Raw genomic sequence first — 13,224 nt, 5'->3', positions numbered from 1 at the left:
GTCAGTTGCCCCCGCCCGAAACAGCGCGCGCCAGCTGGAGCGAAGCCCGGATCGGCCCCCATGTGGAACGGCTGGGAATGGTGCTGGTCTCCGGTCGCTCGGAGCGACCGGAGACGTAGAGATACCTAGCGCTACTCTGCCGCGACGGCGCGCAGGCCTTGCCCGAGTTCCTGATCGACGACGCCGACCCAGTAGCGCACGCCGTCCGGGATGATAGCGTCATTGAAGTCGTAGAGCGGCGTGTGCAGGCCGACGAAGGAGCCGTCCGGATTGACGCCGTTGCCGATGCGCATGAAGGCGCCCGGACGCACCAGCATCATCTCCGCGAAATCCTCGCCGCCCGTGCCCGGACGCAGCTGGCCGTTGACGTTCTCGGCACCGACGGCCGCCGTCGCCGCCGCGACCGCGACCGCTACCTGCTCGGCCTCGTTGATCAGCGGGCTGGTGCCGCGATGGTAATAGGCCTCGGCCTTGCAGCCCCAGGCTTGCGCGGTGGCTGCCGCCAGCTCGGCGATGCGCCGCTCGACGGTATCGCGCACTTCCATGGAATAGGTCCGCGCCGTGCCGCCGATGACGAGCTCGGAGGGGATGACGTTCGAGGCGTTGACGTCGCCGCCATGGATGAAGCCGACGCTGATCACCGCCGTGTCGAGCGGGGGAACGTTGCGGCCGACGATGCCCTGCAGGCCGAGCACGAAATGCGCCTGAGCATAAGTGATATCGGTCGAGCGGTGCGGCTGCGAGCCACCGTGGCCGCCGACGCCGTGGAAGGTGACCTTCCAGAAATCAGCCGCCGCCAGGAACGGGCCGACCGTGGTGCCGAAGGTGCCGGGCGCCATGCCGGGCGTGTTGTGCAGGCCGTAGATCGCGTCGCAGGGGAAACGCTCGAACAGCTTGTCCGCGAGCATGGCGTTGGCGCCGCCGCGGCCTTCTTCGGCCGGCTGGAAGATCAGGTTGACGGTACCGGCAAAGTCGCGGTTCTCGGCGAGGTAGCGGCCGGCCGCGAGCAGCATCGTGGTGTGCCCGTCATGGCCGCAGGCATGCATCCGGCCCGGATTCTTCGAGGAATAGGGCAGGTTCGTCGTCTCATCGAGCGCCAGGCAATCCATATCGGCGCGCAGGCCCACGGCCCGGCCCGGCCTGTTGCCGCGGATCACGCCGACCACGCCGGTCTTGCCGACATTCTCGGTGACCTCGACACCCCACTCACGCAGCTTGTCGGCGACGAGCTTGGCCGTACGGACCTCTTCGAGGCCGAGTTCGGGATGCTCATGGATGTCGCGGCGGATCGCGGTGAAGGCGGCGTGATGCTGGTCGAGCCAGGCGTCGAGCTTCGTCATGGTCGGTGAAATCCCCTCTCCTGTGGCCGGCGCGCGGCATGGCCCCTCCAGTGCCGCCTGCTGGCCCATAGCCCTTACGCCCGATTGTGGCAGCATCACTGCGCAGATGCTGCAGAGCCGCCATGCTCCGGCAGTTTATCCAGCCAAATCGCGGCCCGGACTACCGGAAAACTTGACCTGCGGGCCGTGTTGGCCCATGAGGGCTTGCAAGGACCTGCCCCGAAACCCCGGCCTTGCGCCGGGGTTTTGCATTTGCGCGGGCCGCTTGCACAAGGCAACGCGGTAACAGCAGGGACACCTCGCTCATGGCGAATGTTGTGGTGGTCGGCGCCCAGTGGGGCGACGAGGGCAAGGGCAAGATCGTCGACTGGCTTTCCAGCCAGGCCGATGTGGTCGTCAGGTTCCAGGGCGGTCATAATGCCGGCCATACGCTGGTCATCGATGGCGTCGTCTACAAGCTCTCGCTGCTGCCTTCCGGCATCGTCCGCCCCGGCAAGCTCTCGGTCATCGGCAACGGCGTCGTCGTCGATCCCTGGCACCTCGTCGAGGAAATCGCCAAGCTGCGCGCGCAAGGGGTAGCGATCACCCCCGACAACCTGCGCATCGCCGACAACGCGACGCTGATCCTGCCGCTGCATCGCGAGCTCGACCATTTCCGCGAGACCTCGAATGCCGGCATGAAGATCGGCACCACCAAGCGCGGCATCGGCCCGGCCTATGAGGACAAGGTCGGCCGCCGCGCCATCCGCGTCATCGATCTCAAGGACGAGGCCCTGCTCGAGGCCAAGATCGAGCGCCTGCTCGCCCATCACAACGCGCTGCGCCGCGGCCTCGGCATCGGCGAGGTCGACGGCAAGGAGCTGCTCGGCCAGCTCAAGGCGATCGCCGCCGAGGTGCTCCCCTATGCCACCTCGGTCTGGGCGCTGCTCGATGCCGAGCGCCGCGCCGGCAAGCGCATCCTGTTCGAGGGCGCACAGGGTGCGCTGCTCGACGTCGACCACGGCACCTATCCCTTCGTCACCTCCTCGAACATCGTCGCCGGCCAGGCCGCGACCGGCTCCGGCATGGGCCCCTCCGCCGTCGGCTATGTGCTGGGCATCGCTAAGGCCTACACCACCCGCGTCGGCGAGGGTCCCTTCCCGACCGAGCTCTTCGACGAGATCGGCGAGCTGATCGGCACCAAGGGCAAGGAATTCGGCGTGGTCACCGGCCGCAAGCGCCGCTGCGGCTGGTTCGATGCCTGCCTCGTGCGCCAGACGGTGAAGACCTCCGGCATCGACGGCATCGCGCTGACCAAGCTCGACATCCTCGACGGCTTCAAGGAGATCAAGGTCTGCGTCGGCTACAAGCTCGACGGCCAGATCCTCGAACACCTGCCGGCCGGCCAGAACGACCAGGCCCGCGTCGAGCCGATCTACGAGACGATCGAAGGCTGGGAGGGCTCCACCGCCAATGCCCGCTCCTGGGCCGATCTTCCGGCGCAGGCGATCAAGTATGTCCGCCGCATCGAGGAGCTGATCGGCGCCACCGTCGCCGTGCTCTCGACCAGCCCCGAGCGCGACGATACGATCCTCGTCCATAATCCTTTCGAGGGTTGACGGCAGGCTTCATCAGCGACAAGTGAGGCCAATGGCCGACTTCTATCCGATCCTGGCGCGTGCGGTCGCCGGGCTGCCTGAAACCTCCCCGGAGGCCCGGCGCGCCATCTACGACCGGGCGCGGACGGCGCTCGTCGCGCAGCTGCGCAGCCTCGACCCGCCCTTGAGCGAGGCCGAGATCATGCGCGAGCGCCTCGCGCTCGACGAGGCCGTCGCCCGGATCGAGGCGGATTACGACGAGGCGCCCGCCCCGCCGCCGGCATCGGACGGCCCGGTGATCCGCACCGTCGAGAACCCGACCCTGCCGATCCGCCCGCCGATGCCGAAGAAGGCGCCGGAATTCGCGCCGCTGCCCGCAGCCGCCGGACAGGATGACGGCGCCCCCCTGCCCGAGCCGGCCGAGCCGCAGGCCGCCCGGCCGCGCGTGCAGCCGCCGCGCGAACGACGGGTCAAGCCCGGCCATATCCGTTCCGCCGTCGTCGGTGGTGTCGTCGCGGTTGCCGTCGCAGCCATCGCTGCCACCGCTATCTATGTCCACAAGCTCCGGCCCCAGGACACGCCGCGCCCGAACGGCGAGACCGCGCAGCGGGCACAAGGCCCCCAGCCCGAGAACGGCGGCAAGATCGCCGAGCGTGCCGGCGAACCCGGCACGCCCCAGCAGAACCGCCCTGCGGGGAACCAGCAGGGCAGCGCCCCCGGCATCCCCGTGCCGCAGCCCGGCGGCGAGATCGCGGTCGCCCAGCGCGCCGTGCTCTTCGTCGAGGTCCCCGAGACCCCGCAGCAGCCGCAGACCTCGAGCGGCCGCGTGTTCTGGCGCCTCGACAGCGAGAGCGCCGGCCAGGGCCGGCCGATCGAGACCATCGTCCGCGCGACGGTCGAAATTCCCGATGTCGGCCTGAGCCTGGACTTCACCATCCGCCGCAACACCGATTCGGCTTTCCCGGCCTCGCACATCATCGGCCTGCGCTTCACCAGCACGGGCGACCCGGCCTCCCAGGCCGTCAAGGAAGTCGGTGTTCCCCAGTTCAAGACCGCGGAGGGTGAGCGCGGCGCGCCGCTCTCGGCGATCAATTCGGCGCTGGGCGACAATCTCTTCGTGGCAGCCTTGTCGAACGTGCCGGTCGAGGTCGAGCGCAATGTCGACCTCATCCTCAGCCGCGCCTGGATCGACGTGCCCGTGCGCTTCGCCTCGGGCCGGCGCGGCATCATCACCTTCGAGAAGGGCGTCTCCGGCAGCCAGACGCTCGCCGACGCCTTCGGCCGCTGGCGGTAAGAGGCTGCGCGCCGGACACAGTCTTTTCCAGAGACGCGCAGATTGCGCGGGGAACCCTCTACTGTAAGGAGAGGGGATCCCGCGCCCTTCGTCAGCTCTTCCGTTCGGCCGCGAAACGCGCCGCGGCCCGGAGCGTATCCGCCTCCGGGCCGAAGCCCGCCAGGGCCTCCACGGCCTCCGCGCACAGCCGATCGCGCTCGCGCTTGGCACCGTCGAGGCCGAGCGCGCCGACCAGCGTGCCCTTGCCCTTGTCGGCGTCCTTGGCCGTCGCCTTGCCCATCTGCGCGGCATCCGATTCGACGTCGAGGATGTCGTCGGCGATCTGGAAGGTCGCGCCCAGGGCCCGGCCATAGCGGCCGAGCGCGGCCAGCGCCGCCGCATCCGCGCCGCCCAGCCTGCCGCCGATCTCGACGCTCGCCGCCAGCAGCGCCCCGGTCTTCATCGCCTGGAGCCTGCGGATTTCCGCTTCCGGAAGCGCGCCACGCACCGCCTCGAAGCGCCCTTCGGCGGCGAGATCGAGCATCTGCCCGCCGACCATGCCGCCGAGACCGGAGGCCCGCGCGAGGCTTGTCACCAGCGCCGCGCGCACCGCGCCGGATTCATGCGTCGCCTCGTCCGCCAGAACCTCGAAGGCGAGCGTCAGCAGCGCATCGCCGGCCAGAATCGCGGTCGCCTCGTCGAAAGCCTTGTGCACGGTCGGCCGGCCGCGGCGCAGGTCGTCATCGTCCATCGCCGGCAGGTCGTCATGCACCAGCGAATAGCAGTGCAGCAGCTCGACGGCCGCGCCTGCGCGTCGTGCCCGCTCGGCTGGAACACCGAGAAACCTTGCCGTCTCGACCGTCAGGAAGGGCCGCAGCCGCTTGCCGCCGCCGAGGGCGCCATGCCGCATCGCCGCGACCAGACGCGCCGGTCGAGCGAGTTCGCCCGGAACTGCGGCATCGGACAGCAGGGCCTCCAGCAGCGCCTCGATGGCGGCTGCATTCTGCGCCAGCCGGGCATCGAGATCGCCGGGGTTGGCAGAAAGAGGGACGGAACTCATGCGCAGGTCTCGCGTTCGCTGCCGGAAGGGGGGCCTTGCCGGACGTTCGTCGCATCGTCAAGCTGCGCCGCCTCGGGCCGGGGCCATAATGGCCGGGCCGATCGAACGGTAACGAGGGTGAAGCAAGGTGCTGGGTAGGATTCTCGGCCTGTGCTTCCGGCTCGCCATCTGGCTGCTCCTGATCCTCGCCGCAGCCATCGTGCTCTATCGCTTCGTCCCCGTACCCTCGACCCTGATGCTCGGTCGCTGGTTGGTGCTCAGGCCCGTCGAGCGCGACTGGGTACCGCTGGACCAGATCTCCCCGCATCTCGTCAGGGCCGTCATCGCCTCCGAAGATCAGCGCTTCTGCAGCCATGGCGGCGTCGACTGGGTCGAGCTCAACAAGGTGCTGGAGAACGACGACGGGCCGAGCCGCGGCGCCTCGACCCTCACCATGCAGACCGCCAAGAACGTCTTCCTCTGGCCGGGCCGCTCCTACATCCGCAAGGGGCTGGAGCTTCCCCTCGCCATGGCGATCGACCTCGTCTGGGGCAAGCCGCGCGTGATGGAGGTCTATCTCAACGTCGCCGAATGGGGCGAAGGCCTGTTCGGAGCCGAGGCCGCGGCGCAGCGCTATTTCCGCAAATCCGCCTCCCGGCTGACCCCCGCCGAGGCGGCGCGACTCGCCGGCGCACTGCCCAACCCGCTGCTGCGCAATCCCGCCAAGCCGAATCGGGCGCTGCAATCCGCCGCCGGCCGCAGCCTGCGCCAACTCGGCCAGCTCGGATCGCTCGGCGATTGCGCCCTGCCCGGCTGATCGGCAGGATCTCGGGCGCTATCCGCCATGCCGGCGAAGAATTCCGGATTCGGCACTAGCCATCCGCGCCCTGACGGTGTAAGGCCAACGCCTCACGAGATTGATCCGTCGCCGTGGCGGATGCGTGGCCTTGGGCCAGCGTCCGGGCGGTGGCATGATGGAGAAGTAGAATGGCCGTTCCGAAGAGAAAGACGTCGCCGTCGAAGCGTGGCATGCGCCGCTCGGCCGATGCCCTGAAGCAGCCCACCTATATCGAGGACAAGAACTCGGGTGAACTGCGCCGTCCGCACCATGTCGACCTGAAGAGCGGCATGTATCGCGGCCGTCAGGTGCTGAAGGTCAAGACCGACGCCTGAGGCGTCCTGTTTTTTTGGCGCCGGCAGCGAAGCCGGCTTGTCGATGCGAGATTGGAACCGGCCGCAAGGCCGGTTTTTCTTTGCCTCAGCCCCGCGCCGATTGCAGGCGGGGCTTTCCGGCCGGCGCGACAAGCCGCGCCGCCGCCCGGTAGAAGCTAGCCGCCGCTTGCGGGCTCGCCCGACCTCTCCGGGCGAAGGGACCGATCTCCGCCCGCGCCGCAGCCGCCTGCAGGAGCACCAGAGCGGATGCGTTGGCATCGGCGGCATTCCGTTGGGTCGAGCTTCCGGCTTCGGCCATGTCTCACTCCGGCACAGGTCAATTGTGACGGAGTTCTTGTTGCAAGGCGGCGGCCAGCCTTAACGCAGCGTTAATCAGAAATACCGCATCGTTTCGAAGCACTTCCCATCTCATGGACAGGGTGACGAAGCACCAGAACGGGGCTCCGCAGCCGTCCTCTAGAGGCCGACCGATGCCCTCCCCGTCGATCTTCAGCTTCCAGAATGGCGGCCCGGTTGATCCCCGCAGCATCCTCTCTTCGATCGGCGAAGTGGTCTATGGCTGGGACATCCAGGCCGACACGCTGAGCTGGGGGCCGAATGCCCGCGAGGTTCTCGGCGCGATTCCCGAACAGGCGATGCAGCGCGGCCTCGCCTTTGCCGGCCTGGTCGAGCCCGGCAGCGGCCCGAGTCGCTACGACGCGATCTTCTGCTCCAGCGAGCATGACAGCGGCGAAGGCGTCATCTACCGCACCCGCTACGCGATCGATCTCGCCGGCCGCAAGATGTGGGCCGAGGATACCGGCCGCTGGTTCGCCGGCAGCGACGGCTATCCGGCGAGCGCGCGCGGCGTGCTCAGGCTCGAACGCGCCGCCCGCCCCGACGAACTCGAGCAGTTCGGCAGCGAGCTCTGCGACCGTCCCGCCCTGGTCGAACGAATCGGCCTGGCCCTGAACGAGCATCTTCCGGCGGAGCGGCCGGTCGTCGTGCTCGTCGCGGCGATCGACGAACTCGCACGCCTCAACGACGATTTCGGCCATGAAGCCACCGACGAGATCATCGGCACGGTGCATGAGCGCCTGCGCTCGGTGACGCGCCGGCGCGACCATCTCGTCCGCTATGCCGGCAACAGCTTCGCGATTCTCCTCGTCGGCTGCCCGCCCGAGCAGGTCGAGCCCGCCGCCCGCCGCTTCATCAAGGTCGTCGCCCAATCGGCAATCGAAACCAGCCGCGGCATCACGCTGGTGCGTCTGCGCGTCGGCGCCGCCAGCGCGCCCGAGCTCAGCTCCCATGGCGGGACGCTGCTGGCCGCCGCGGAAGGCGCGCTGGCGAGCGCGCGGGCCGGCGCCGTCGACACCGCCGTCATGGCTAAGCCGCAGTCGCGGCGCAGCCCCGGCAACGAGCAGACCGGCTTCGACGTCCAGGCCATCGCCGCCCTGAACGACCGCCGCGTGCGCCTGGCCCTGCAGCCCATCGTCCGGACGGCTTCGCGCGAGATCGCTTTCCACGAGGCGCTGTTGCGCGTCGGCCAGGGCGAGACCGGCCTCTACTTCGCCTCAGCCGAGCTCATCCCGATGCTGGAACGGCGCGGCCTTGTCAGGCTGTTCGACCAGCGCGTGCTGGATCTCGCGATCGAGATGCTCGGTGCCGATCCGAACCTCTCCCTCTCGGTGAACGTCTCGCCGCGCTCCCTCAACGACCCCGAATGGTTCGACGCCTTCGTCGCCTGCACGGCCGCCGCGCGCGACAAGGCCTCGCGCCTCATCGTCGAGATCACGGAAACCGCGACGATCGAGAATCCTGACCGCATCGCCAAATTGCTCGGGCGCATCAAGGAGCAGGGCGCGCGCGTCGCTATCGACGATTTCGGCGCCGGCCATACCTCGCTGCGGCACCTGCGTGCCTTCCCGATCGACATCCTCAAGATCGACGGCGCCTTCACGCAGAATCTGCGCCGCTCGACCGACGACCGCTTCTATGTTCGCACGCTGGTCGAGCTCGCCGGCCATCTCGGCGTCGAGACGGTCGCCGAATGGGTCGATGACGAGATGCAGGCGAGCATGCTGCGCGACTGGGGCGTCACCTATCTGCAGGGCCATCTTGTCGGCCGGGCGGAAGTTGTCGAGCCGTCGCAGGTCGCGCCGCGCCGGTTGGCGCTCGGCTGAGGCAGGCGCCGTTCTCATAGAGGAAGCGGCTGGTTTGAGGGCCGCTCCCGACCCGTAGCCAAACGAGCTCACCCTAGCGAGAAAGGGAGGCGGGTTCCGACGACTTCAGGCCTCGCCCGCGAAGACCTATGCGGAGTGCCTGAGCTCGCGGGAGAAAACGCGACCGCCGCCACTCTCCTTGGCCTGGTACATAGCAGCATCCGCTGCACTGATCAGAGCGCTTGCGTCGACGGACCGGGACTGCACGCCGGCGATCCCGATGCTGACTGTGACAGGCATCTCGTCGGGCCCGCCGAAACGATGGCGGACGCTGCTGCAGATTCGCTCTGCCACGTCTCGCGCGACCTTGACCGTCGCGCCATCGAGCACAATGACGAATTCGTCGCCGCCGAGTCGGGCCGCCAGGTCATGCGCACGAATGTGCCTCCTGATGATGCCCGCGATCTCCTGCAGCGCATGATCGCCCCGCACATGCCCGTAGGTGTCGTTGATCGCCTTGAACTTGTCGACATCGAGGAGAAGCAAGGTGAGCCGCGTTCCACCGCTTTGCGTGTAACCGACGGCGGACAGGCTTTCCTCGAAACCGCGACGGTTCGCGAGCCCCGTGAGCGGGTCGGTCCGGGAGGTCAGGCGCTCTCTCGATTCTGCGAGGATTCGCTTGTCTTCGCGGGCCAGCAAGGAGCCGACGAGGAGACTGCCGGAAAGATTGGACACGATGACGACAAGGCCGCCTGTCCTGAGAACGTCCAAGGCGAGGTGCCATGGTAGGACGAACAGGCTCAAGATGGACACGTTGATGAGCAGGCCGAGCAAGATCGTATCGGTGAAGCGCAATGCGCCCAAGCGCCGGCCTACGCGCCAGCGCCACGCGAGGGCCGCCGCGGAGGTCAGGGTCATTCCAAGAAGGCCAGCGACGAGGCCGCTTCCACCCGTCGGTATGCGTATCGCGAAACCGAAGGCCAGCGTCACGGCTGCGCCAGCCGGCCCCAGCAGAAAGCTCGCGAGACCGATGAGGATGTTCCTGCCGTCGATCTGAATACCTGGGCTGATCTGCAACGGGTCAAGCATCGTGAGCACGACGCCAACTCCGAAAATGGCAGCGAGAACGACGTTCCTGGTCCAGCCATTGCCCTTGTAGAGACGAACCACCTCCGAATAGAGGAGCGTGACCAGAGCCGCTATGCCGGCCTGGTCGGCAACGGCATGGGCGAGATTGGCACCGTCGACCATCAACTCCCTCGACCCCGCAGAAGCTGCTACGACGCGCCCCCCGCACGTCCTCGATTGATCCTGAACGAAGTCAATTGATCACATGTTGCCGCGCATTCCCGCAAGCCCGGCGGGAATTGGCCCTTCGGACCTGCTCCACTCGGCGCGCCGGCTACCCACCCAACAAAAAACCGCGCCCTCGTTCCCCGAGAGCGCGGCTCCAAAACCGCCAGACCAGCCTCAGCGCGAGCGTGACAGCTTGTCCAGCCGCTCGCGCATCTCGCTGAGCTCGCGCTTGAGATCGCCGAGATCGCCGCTGGCCGCTTCCGCCGCAGGCTTCGCGCCGGCCGCAGCCTCCTGCTTCGCCTGCGCCGCCGCGGTGAACGGGTTGAACAGCCGGAAGGCTTCCTGGAACATCTGCATGTTCGCCCGCGTCTGGGCCTGGATGGCGTCGAGCGGGTTGCCGCCGAAGGCCGAGCCACCGAAGGCCTTGGTCATCTGCTCGCGGAACTTGCTCTGCTCCTGCGTGAGGTTCTCCATCGAGAACTCCAGATAGCGCGGCACCAGGGCCTGCATGCTGTCGCCGTAGAAGCGGATGAGCTGGCGCAGGAACGCGATCGGCAGCAGGTTCTGCCCGTCCTTGGCCTCCTCGTCGAAGATGATCTGCGCCAGCACCGAGCGGGTGATGTCTTCTCCGGACTTGGCGTCGTAGACCACGAAATCCTCGCCCGAGCGCACGAGCCCGGCGAGATCCTCCAGGGTTACGTAGGAGCTGGTGCCCGTATGATAGAGACGCCGATTGGCGTATTTCTTGATGACGGTCGGTTCTTTATCGCTAGCCATCGGTCCTACTTGACGTTGATCCGCGGCCGTCGGTGGTTCCGACGTGCTCGGCGAAACGGTCTCCCATGGTCAGACGATAGCCTGTCGGTGCTGCACCGCAAGCTCTTTGAGCGGGCGCTGCAAAAAACCGTCGAAGCCCCTGCACCGGCAGGGATACGCCCTCCCTTGCGTCACTCCGTCGACGGCAGCCCGGTCAATTTCGCCTCTCGCCCGTCTTGACGGCGCCGCAGCAGGCTTCGAAGGTGACGGGGAGCGGTTGAGCCGGCGGGAGCGGCGCAACCGTAACAACAAAGCGAGGATACCTCTCATGGCAGATTCGGATATCGTGATCGTTGGCGCTGCGCGCACGGCGGTCGGCGCCTTCAGCGGCGCTTTTGCCAATACTCCCGCCCATGATCTCGGCGCCGTCGCGATCAAGGAAGCGCTGCGCCGTGCCAAGGTCGAGGCCGCCGAGGTCGACGAGGTCGTGCTGGGCCAGGTGCTCGCCGCCGGTCAGGGCCAGAACCCGGCCCGCCAGGCTGCGATGGCCGCCGGCATCCCGCAGGAGAAGACTGCCTGGGGCCTCAACCAGCTCTGTGGCTCGGGCCTGCGCACCGTCGCCATCGGCCTGCAGCAGATCGCCAATGGCGATGCCAACGTCATCGTCGCCGGCGGCATGGAATCGATGTCGCTCGCCCCGCACGCCTCCTATATGCGTGCCGGCACCAAGATGGGCGACGTCAAGTTCGTCGACACCATGATCAAGGACGGCCTCTGGGATGCCTTCCACGGCTACCACATGGGCACGACCGCCGAGAACGTCGCGACCAAGTACCAGATCAGCCGCGAGGAGCAGGACCGCTTCGCCGTCGCCTCGCAGAACAAGGCCGAGGCCGCACAGAAGGCCGGCCGGTTCAAGGACGAGATCGCCCCGGTCACGATCTCGACCCGCAAGGGCGACATCGTCGTCGACAGCGACGAGTATCCGCGCCATGGCGCGACGCTGGAAGCCATGGCCAAGCTGCGCCCCGCCTTCTCGAAGGACGGCACGGTGACCGCCGGCAATGCGTCCGGCATCAATGACGGCGCCGCCGCGCTCGTCATCATGACCGCCAAGGAAGCCGCCCGCCGCGGCCTGACCCCGCTCGCCCGCATCGCCTCCTGGGCGACGGCCGGCGTCGACCCGCAGATCATGGGCACCGGCCCGATCCCCTCGACCCGCAAGGCGCTCGAGAAGGCTGGCTGGAAGGTCGGCGATCTCGATCTCGTCGAGGCCAACGAGGCCTTCGCGGCGCAGGCGCTCGCGGTCAACAAGGACCTCGGCTGGAACCCGGACATCGTCAACGTCAATGGCGGTGCGATCGCGATCGGCCACCCGATCGGCGCGTCCGGCGCCCGCGTGCTGGTGACGCTGTTGCACGAGATGGCCAAGCGCGACGCCAAGAAGGGCCTCGCCACGCTCTGCATCGGCGGCGGCATGGGCGTCGCCATGGCCGTGGAGCGCTGAGACAAGCGCCTCACAACCCATGGCGAAGCGTACCACGCTCTACCGCTATCTCACCGGCCCCGATGACGCCTCCTTCTGTCATCGGGTTTCCGAAGCGCTGAGCCTCGGCTGGTCGCTCTACGGCCAGCCCACCCTGACCTTCGACGCGGTCCAGGGCCGTGTCATCTGTGGCCAGGCCATCATCAAGGACGTGGACGCGGATTACGCGCCCACCCTGAAACTATCTGAACAATAACGGCGGCAAGCCGGAGCATCGGACCGAAAAGTGGAATGCATTTTTCGGGTCAATCCGATGCTGAAACAAAGAACTGGATCGCCAATTCGCGTCTGCAAGAACGCACAACGATCTGGACCGATCACTGAAAGGGAGACTGGCCTATGGCGAAGGTGGCATTGGTTACGGGCGGTTCGCGCGGTATCGGCGCGGCGATCTCGAAGGGTCTGAAGGCGGCCGGCTACAGCGTCGCCGCGAGCTATGCCGGCAATGACGAAGCTGCCGCCAAATTCACCGCTGAGACCGGGATCAAGACCTATAAATGGGACGTCTCGGACTATGATTCCTGCGTCGCCGGCATCGCCAAGGTCGAGGCCGATCTCGGGCCGGTCGACGTGCTCGTCAACAATGCCGGCATCACCCGCGACGGCATGTTCCACAAGATGACCAAGGAACAGTGGGACGCGGTGATCAACACCAACCTCAACTCGCTTTTCAATATGACCCGCCCGGTCTGGGAAGGCATGCGCGCCCGCAAGTTCGGTCGCGTCATCTGCATTTCCTCGATCAACGGCCAGAAGGGCCAGATGGGGCAGGTCAACTATTCCGCCGCCAAGGCCGGCGATATCGGCTTCGTCAAGGCGCTGGCCCAGGAAGGCGCGCGCGCCGGCATCACGGTGAACGCGATCTGCCCCGGCTACATCGCGACCGAGATGGTCAAGGCGATCGATCCGGCCGTGATCGAGAAGTCGATCCTGCCGCATATCCCGGTCGGCCGCCTCGGCGAGCCCGAGGAGATCGCGCGTGCCGTGGTGTTCCTGGCCAGCGACGATGCCGGCTTCATCACCGGCTCCACTCTCTCCGCCAATGGCGGCCAGTACATGGCCTGAGCGGGCAACCATACCCCG

General features: G+C 67.5%; 13 protein-coding genes. 8 read left to right on the top strand and 5 right to left on the bottom strand.

From position 1 onward, the window contains the following. Positions 1-131 precede the first annotated feature (131 nt). On the bottom strand, positions 132-1,340 hold the full coding sequence (locus tag ACODTJ_RS02560) for an amidohydrolase (RefSeq protein ID WP_454655673.1): 1,209 nt from the start codon (positions 1,338-1,340) through the stop codon (positions 132-134). A 305-nt stretch (positions 1,341-1,645) separates the two neighbouring features. On the opposite strand from ACODTJ_RS02560, the gene ACODTJ_RS02555 reads away from it, so the two are divergent. Both ACODTJ_RS02555 and ACODTJ_RS02550 read left to right on the top strand, forming a co-directional pair. Then, positions 1,646-2,938 (top strand): adenylosuccinate synthase, encoded by a 1,293-nt coding sequence (locus ACODTJ_RS02555; protein ID WP_454655672.1) that lies wholly within the window; start codon positions 1,646-1,648, stop codon positions 2,936-2,938. A 31-nt stretch (positions 2,939-2,969) separates the two neighbouring features. Further along, positions 2,970-4,211: a chromosomal replication initiator protein DnaA gene (locus tag ACODTJ_RS02550; protein WP_454655671.1), complete on the top strand. Its 1,242-nt coding sequence runs from the start codon at positions 2,970-2,972 to the stop codon at positions 4,209-4,211. Positions 4,212-4,302: 91 nt separating this feature from the next. Here ACODTJ_RS02550 and ACODTJ_RS02545 read toward each other — a convergent pair whose 3' ends face one another. Further along, positions 4,303-5,250, bottom strand: a complete 948-nt coding sequence (locus tag ACODTJ_RS02545; protein ID WP_454655670.1) for a polyprenyl synthetase family protein — start codon at positions 5,248-5,250, stop codon at positions 4,303-4,305. A gap of 127 nt (positions 5,251-5,377) precedes the next feature. Here ACODTJ_RS02545 and mtgA point away from each other — a divergent pair, with 127 nt between their 5' ends. Beyond that, positions 5,378-6,046 carry a monofunctional biosynthetic peptidoglycan transglycosylase gene (gene mtgA, locus ACODTJ_RS02540; RefSeq protein WP_454655669.1) on the top strand — a complete coding sequence of 223 codons (669 nt, stop codon included), beginning with the start codon at positions 5,378-5,380 and terminating at the stop codon, positions 6,044-6,046. Between the two features lie 170 nt (positions 6,047-6,216). Then, positions 6,217-6,402, top strand: coding sequence for a 50S ribosomal protein L32 (rpmF, locus tag ACODTJ_RS02535; protein WP_047582212.1), 186 nt, complete (start codon positions 6,217-6,219; stop codon positions 6,400-6,402). Between the two features lie 85 nt (positions 6,403-6,487). Here rpmF and ACODTJ_RS02530 read toward each other — a convergent pair whose 3' ends face one another. Next, the gene (locus ACODTJ_RS02530; RefSeq protein WP_454655668.1) at positions 6,488-6,700 is read right to left on the bottom strand and encodes a hypothetical protein; all 213 of its coding nucleotides are present in this window, start codon (positions 6,698-6,700) and stop codon (positions 6,488-6,490) included. Between the two features lie 172 nt (positions 6,701-6,872). Here ACODTJ_RS02530 and ACODTJ_RS02525 point away from each other — a divergent pair, with 172 nt between their 5' ends. Next, positions 6,873-8,564: an EAL domain-containing protein gene (locus ACODTJ_RS02525; protein ID WP_454655667.1), complete on the top strand. Its 1,692-nt coding sequence runs from the start codon at positions 6,873-6,875 to the stop codon at positions 8,562-8,564. Between the two features lie 126 nt (positions 8,565-8,690). Here the strand turns inward: ACODTJ_RS02525 and ACODTJ_RS02520 are convergent, their stop codons facing one another. Both ACODTJ_RS02520 and phaR read right to left on the bottom strand, forming a co-directional pair. Further along, positions 8,691-9,794: a GGDEF domain-containing protein gene (locus ACODTJ_RS02520; RefSeq protein ID WP_454655666.1), complete on the bottom strand. Its 1,104-nt coding sequence runs from the start codon at positions 9,792-9,794 to the stop codon at positions 8,691-8,693. Positions 9,795-10,013: 219 nt separating this feature from the next. Beyond that, positions 10,014-10,616 carry a polyhydroxyalkanoate synthesis repressor PhaR gene (gene phaR / locus ACODTJ_RS02515; RefSeq protein ID WP_454655665.1) on the bottom strand — a complete coding sequence of 201 codons (603 nt, stop codon included), beginning with the start codon at positions 10,614-10,616 and terminating at the stop codon, positions 10,014-10,016. 307 nt (positions 10,617-10,923) lie between these two features. Here phaR and ACODTJ_RS02510 point away from each other — a divergent pair, with 307 nt between their 5' ends. From ACODTJ_RS02510 to phbB, 3 genes are all read left to right on the top strand, one after another. Beyond that, on the top strand, positions 10,924-12,102 hold the full coding sequence (locus ACODTJ_RS02510) for an acetyl-CoA C-acetyltransferase (RefSeq protein WP_454655664.1): 1,179 nt from the start codon (positions 10,924-10,926) through the stop codon (positions 12,100-12,102). Positions 12,103-12,121: 19 nt separating this feature from the next. Beyond that, on the top strand, positions 12,122-12,337 hold the full coding sequence (locus ACODTJ_RS02505; protein WP_454655663.1) for a DUF1737 domain-containing protein: 216 nt from the start codon (positions 12,122-12,124) through the stop codon (positions 12,335-12,337). Positions 12,338-12,480: 143 nt separating this feature from the next. Next, positions 12,481-13,206, top strand: a complete 726-nt coding sequence (phbB, locus tag ACODTJ_RS02500) for an acetoacetyl-CoA reductase (protein ID WP_454655662.1) — start codon at positions 12,481-12,483, stop codon at positions 13,204-13,206. Positions 13,207-13,224 lie beyond the last annotated feature (18 nt).

The organism is Allobosea sp. FG18, from assembly GCF_057809495.1.
The sequence above is the reverse complement of the archived record's forward strand: the minus strand, read 5'-3'. Positions and strand labels throughout refer to the sequence as shown.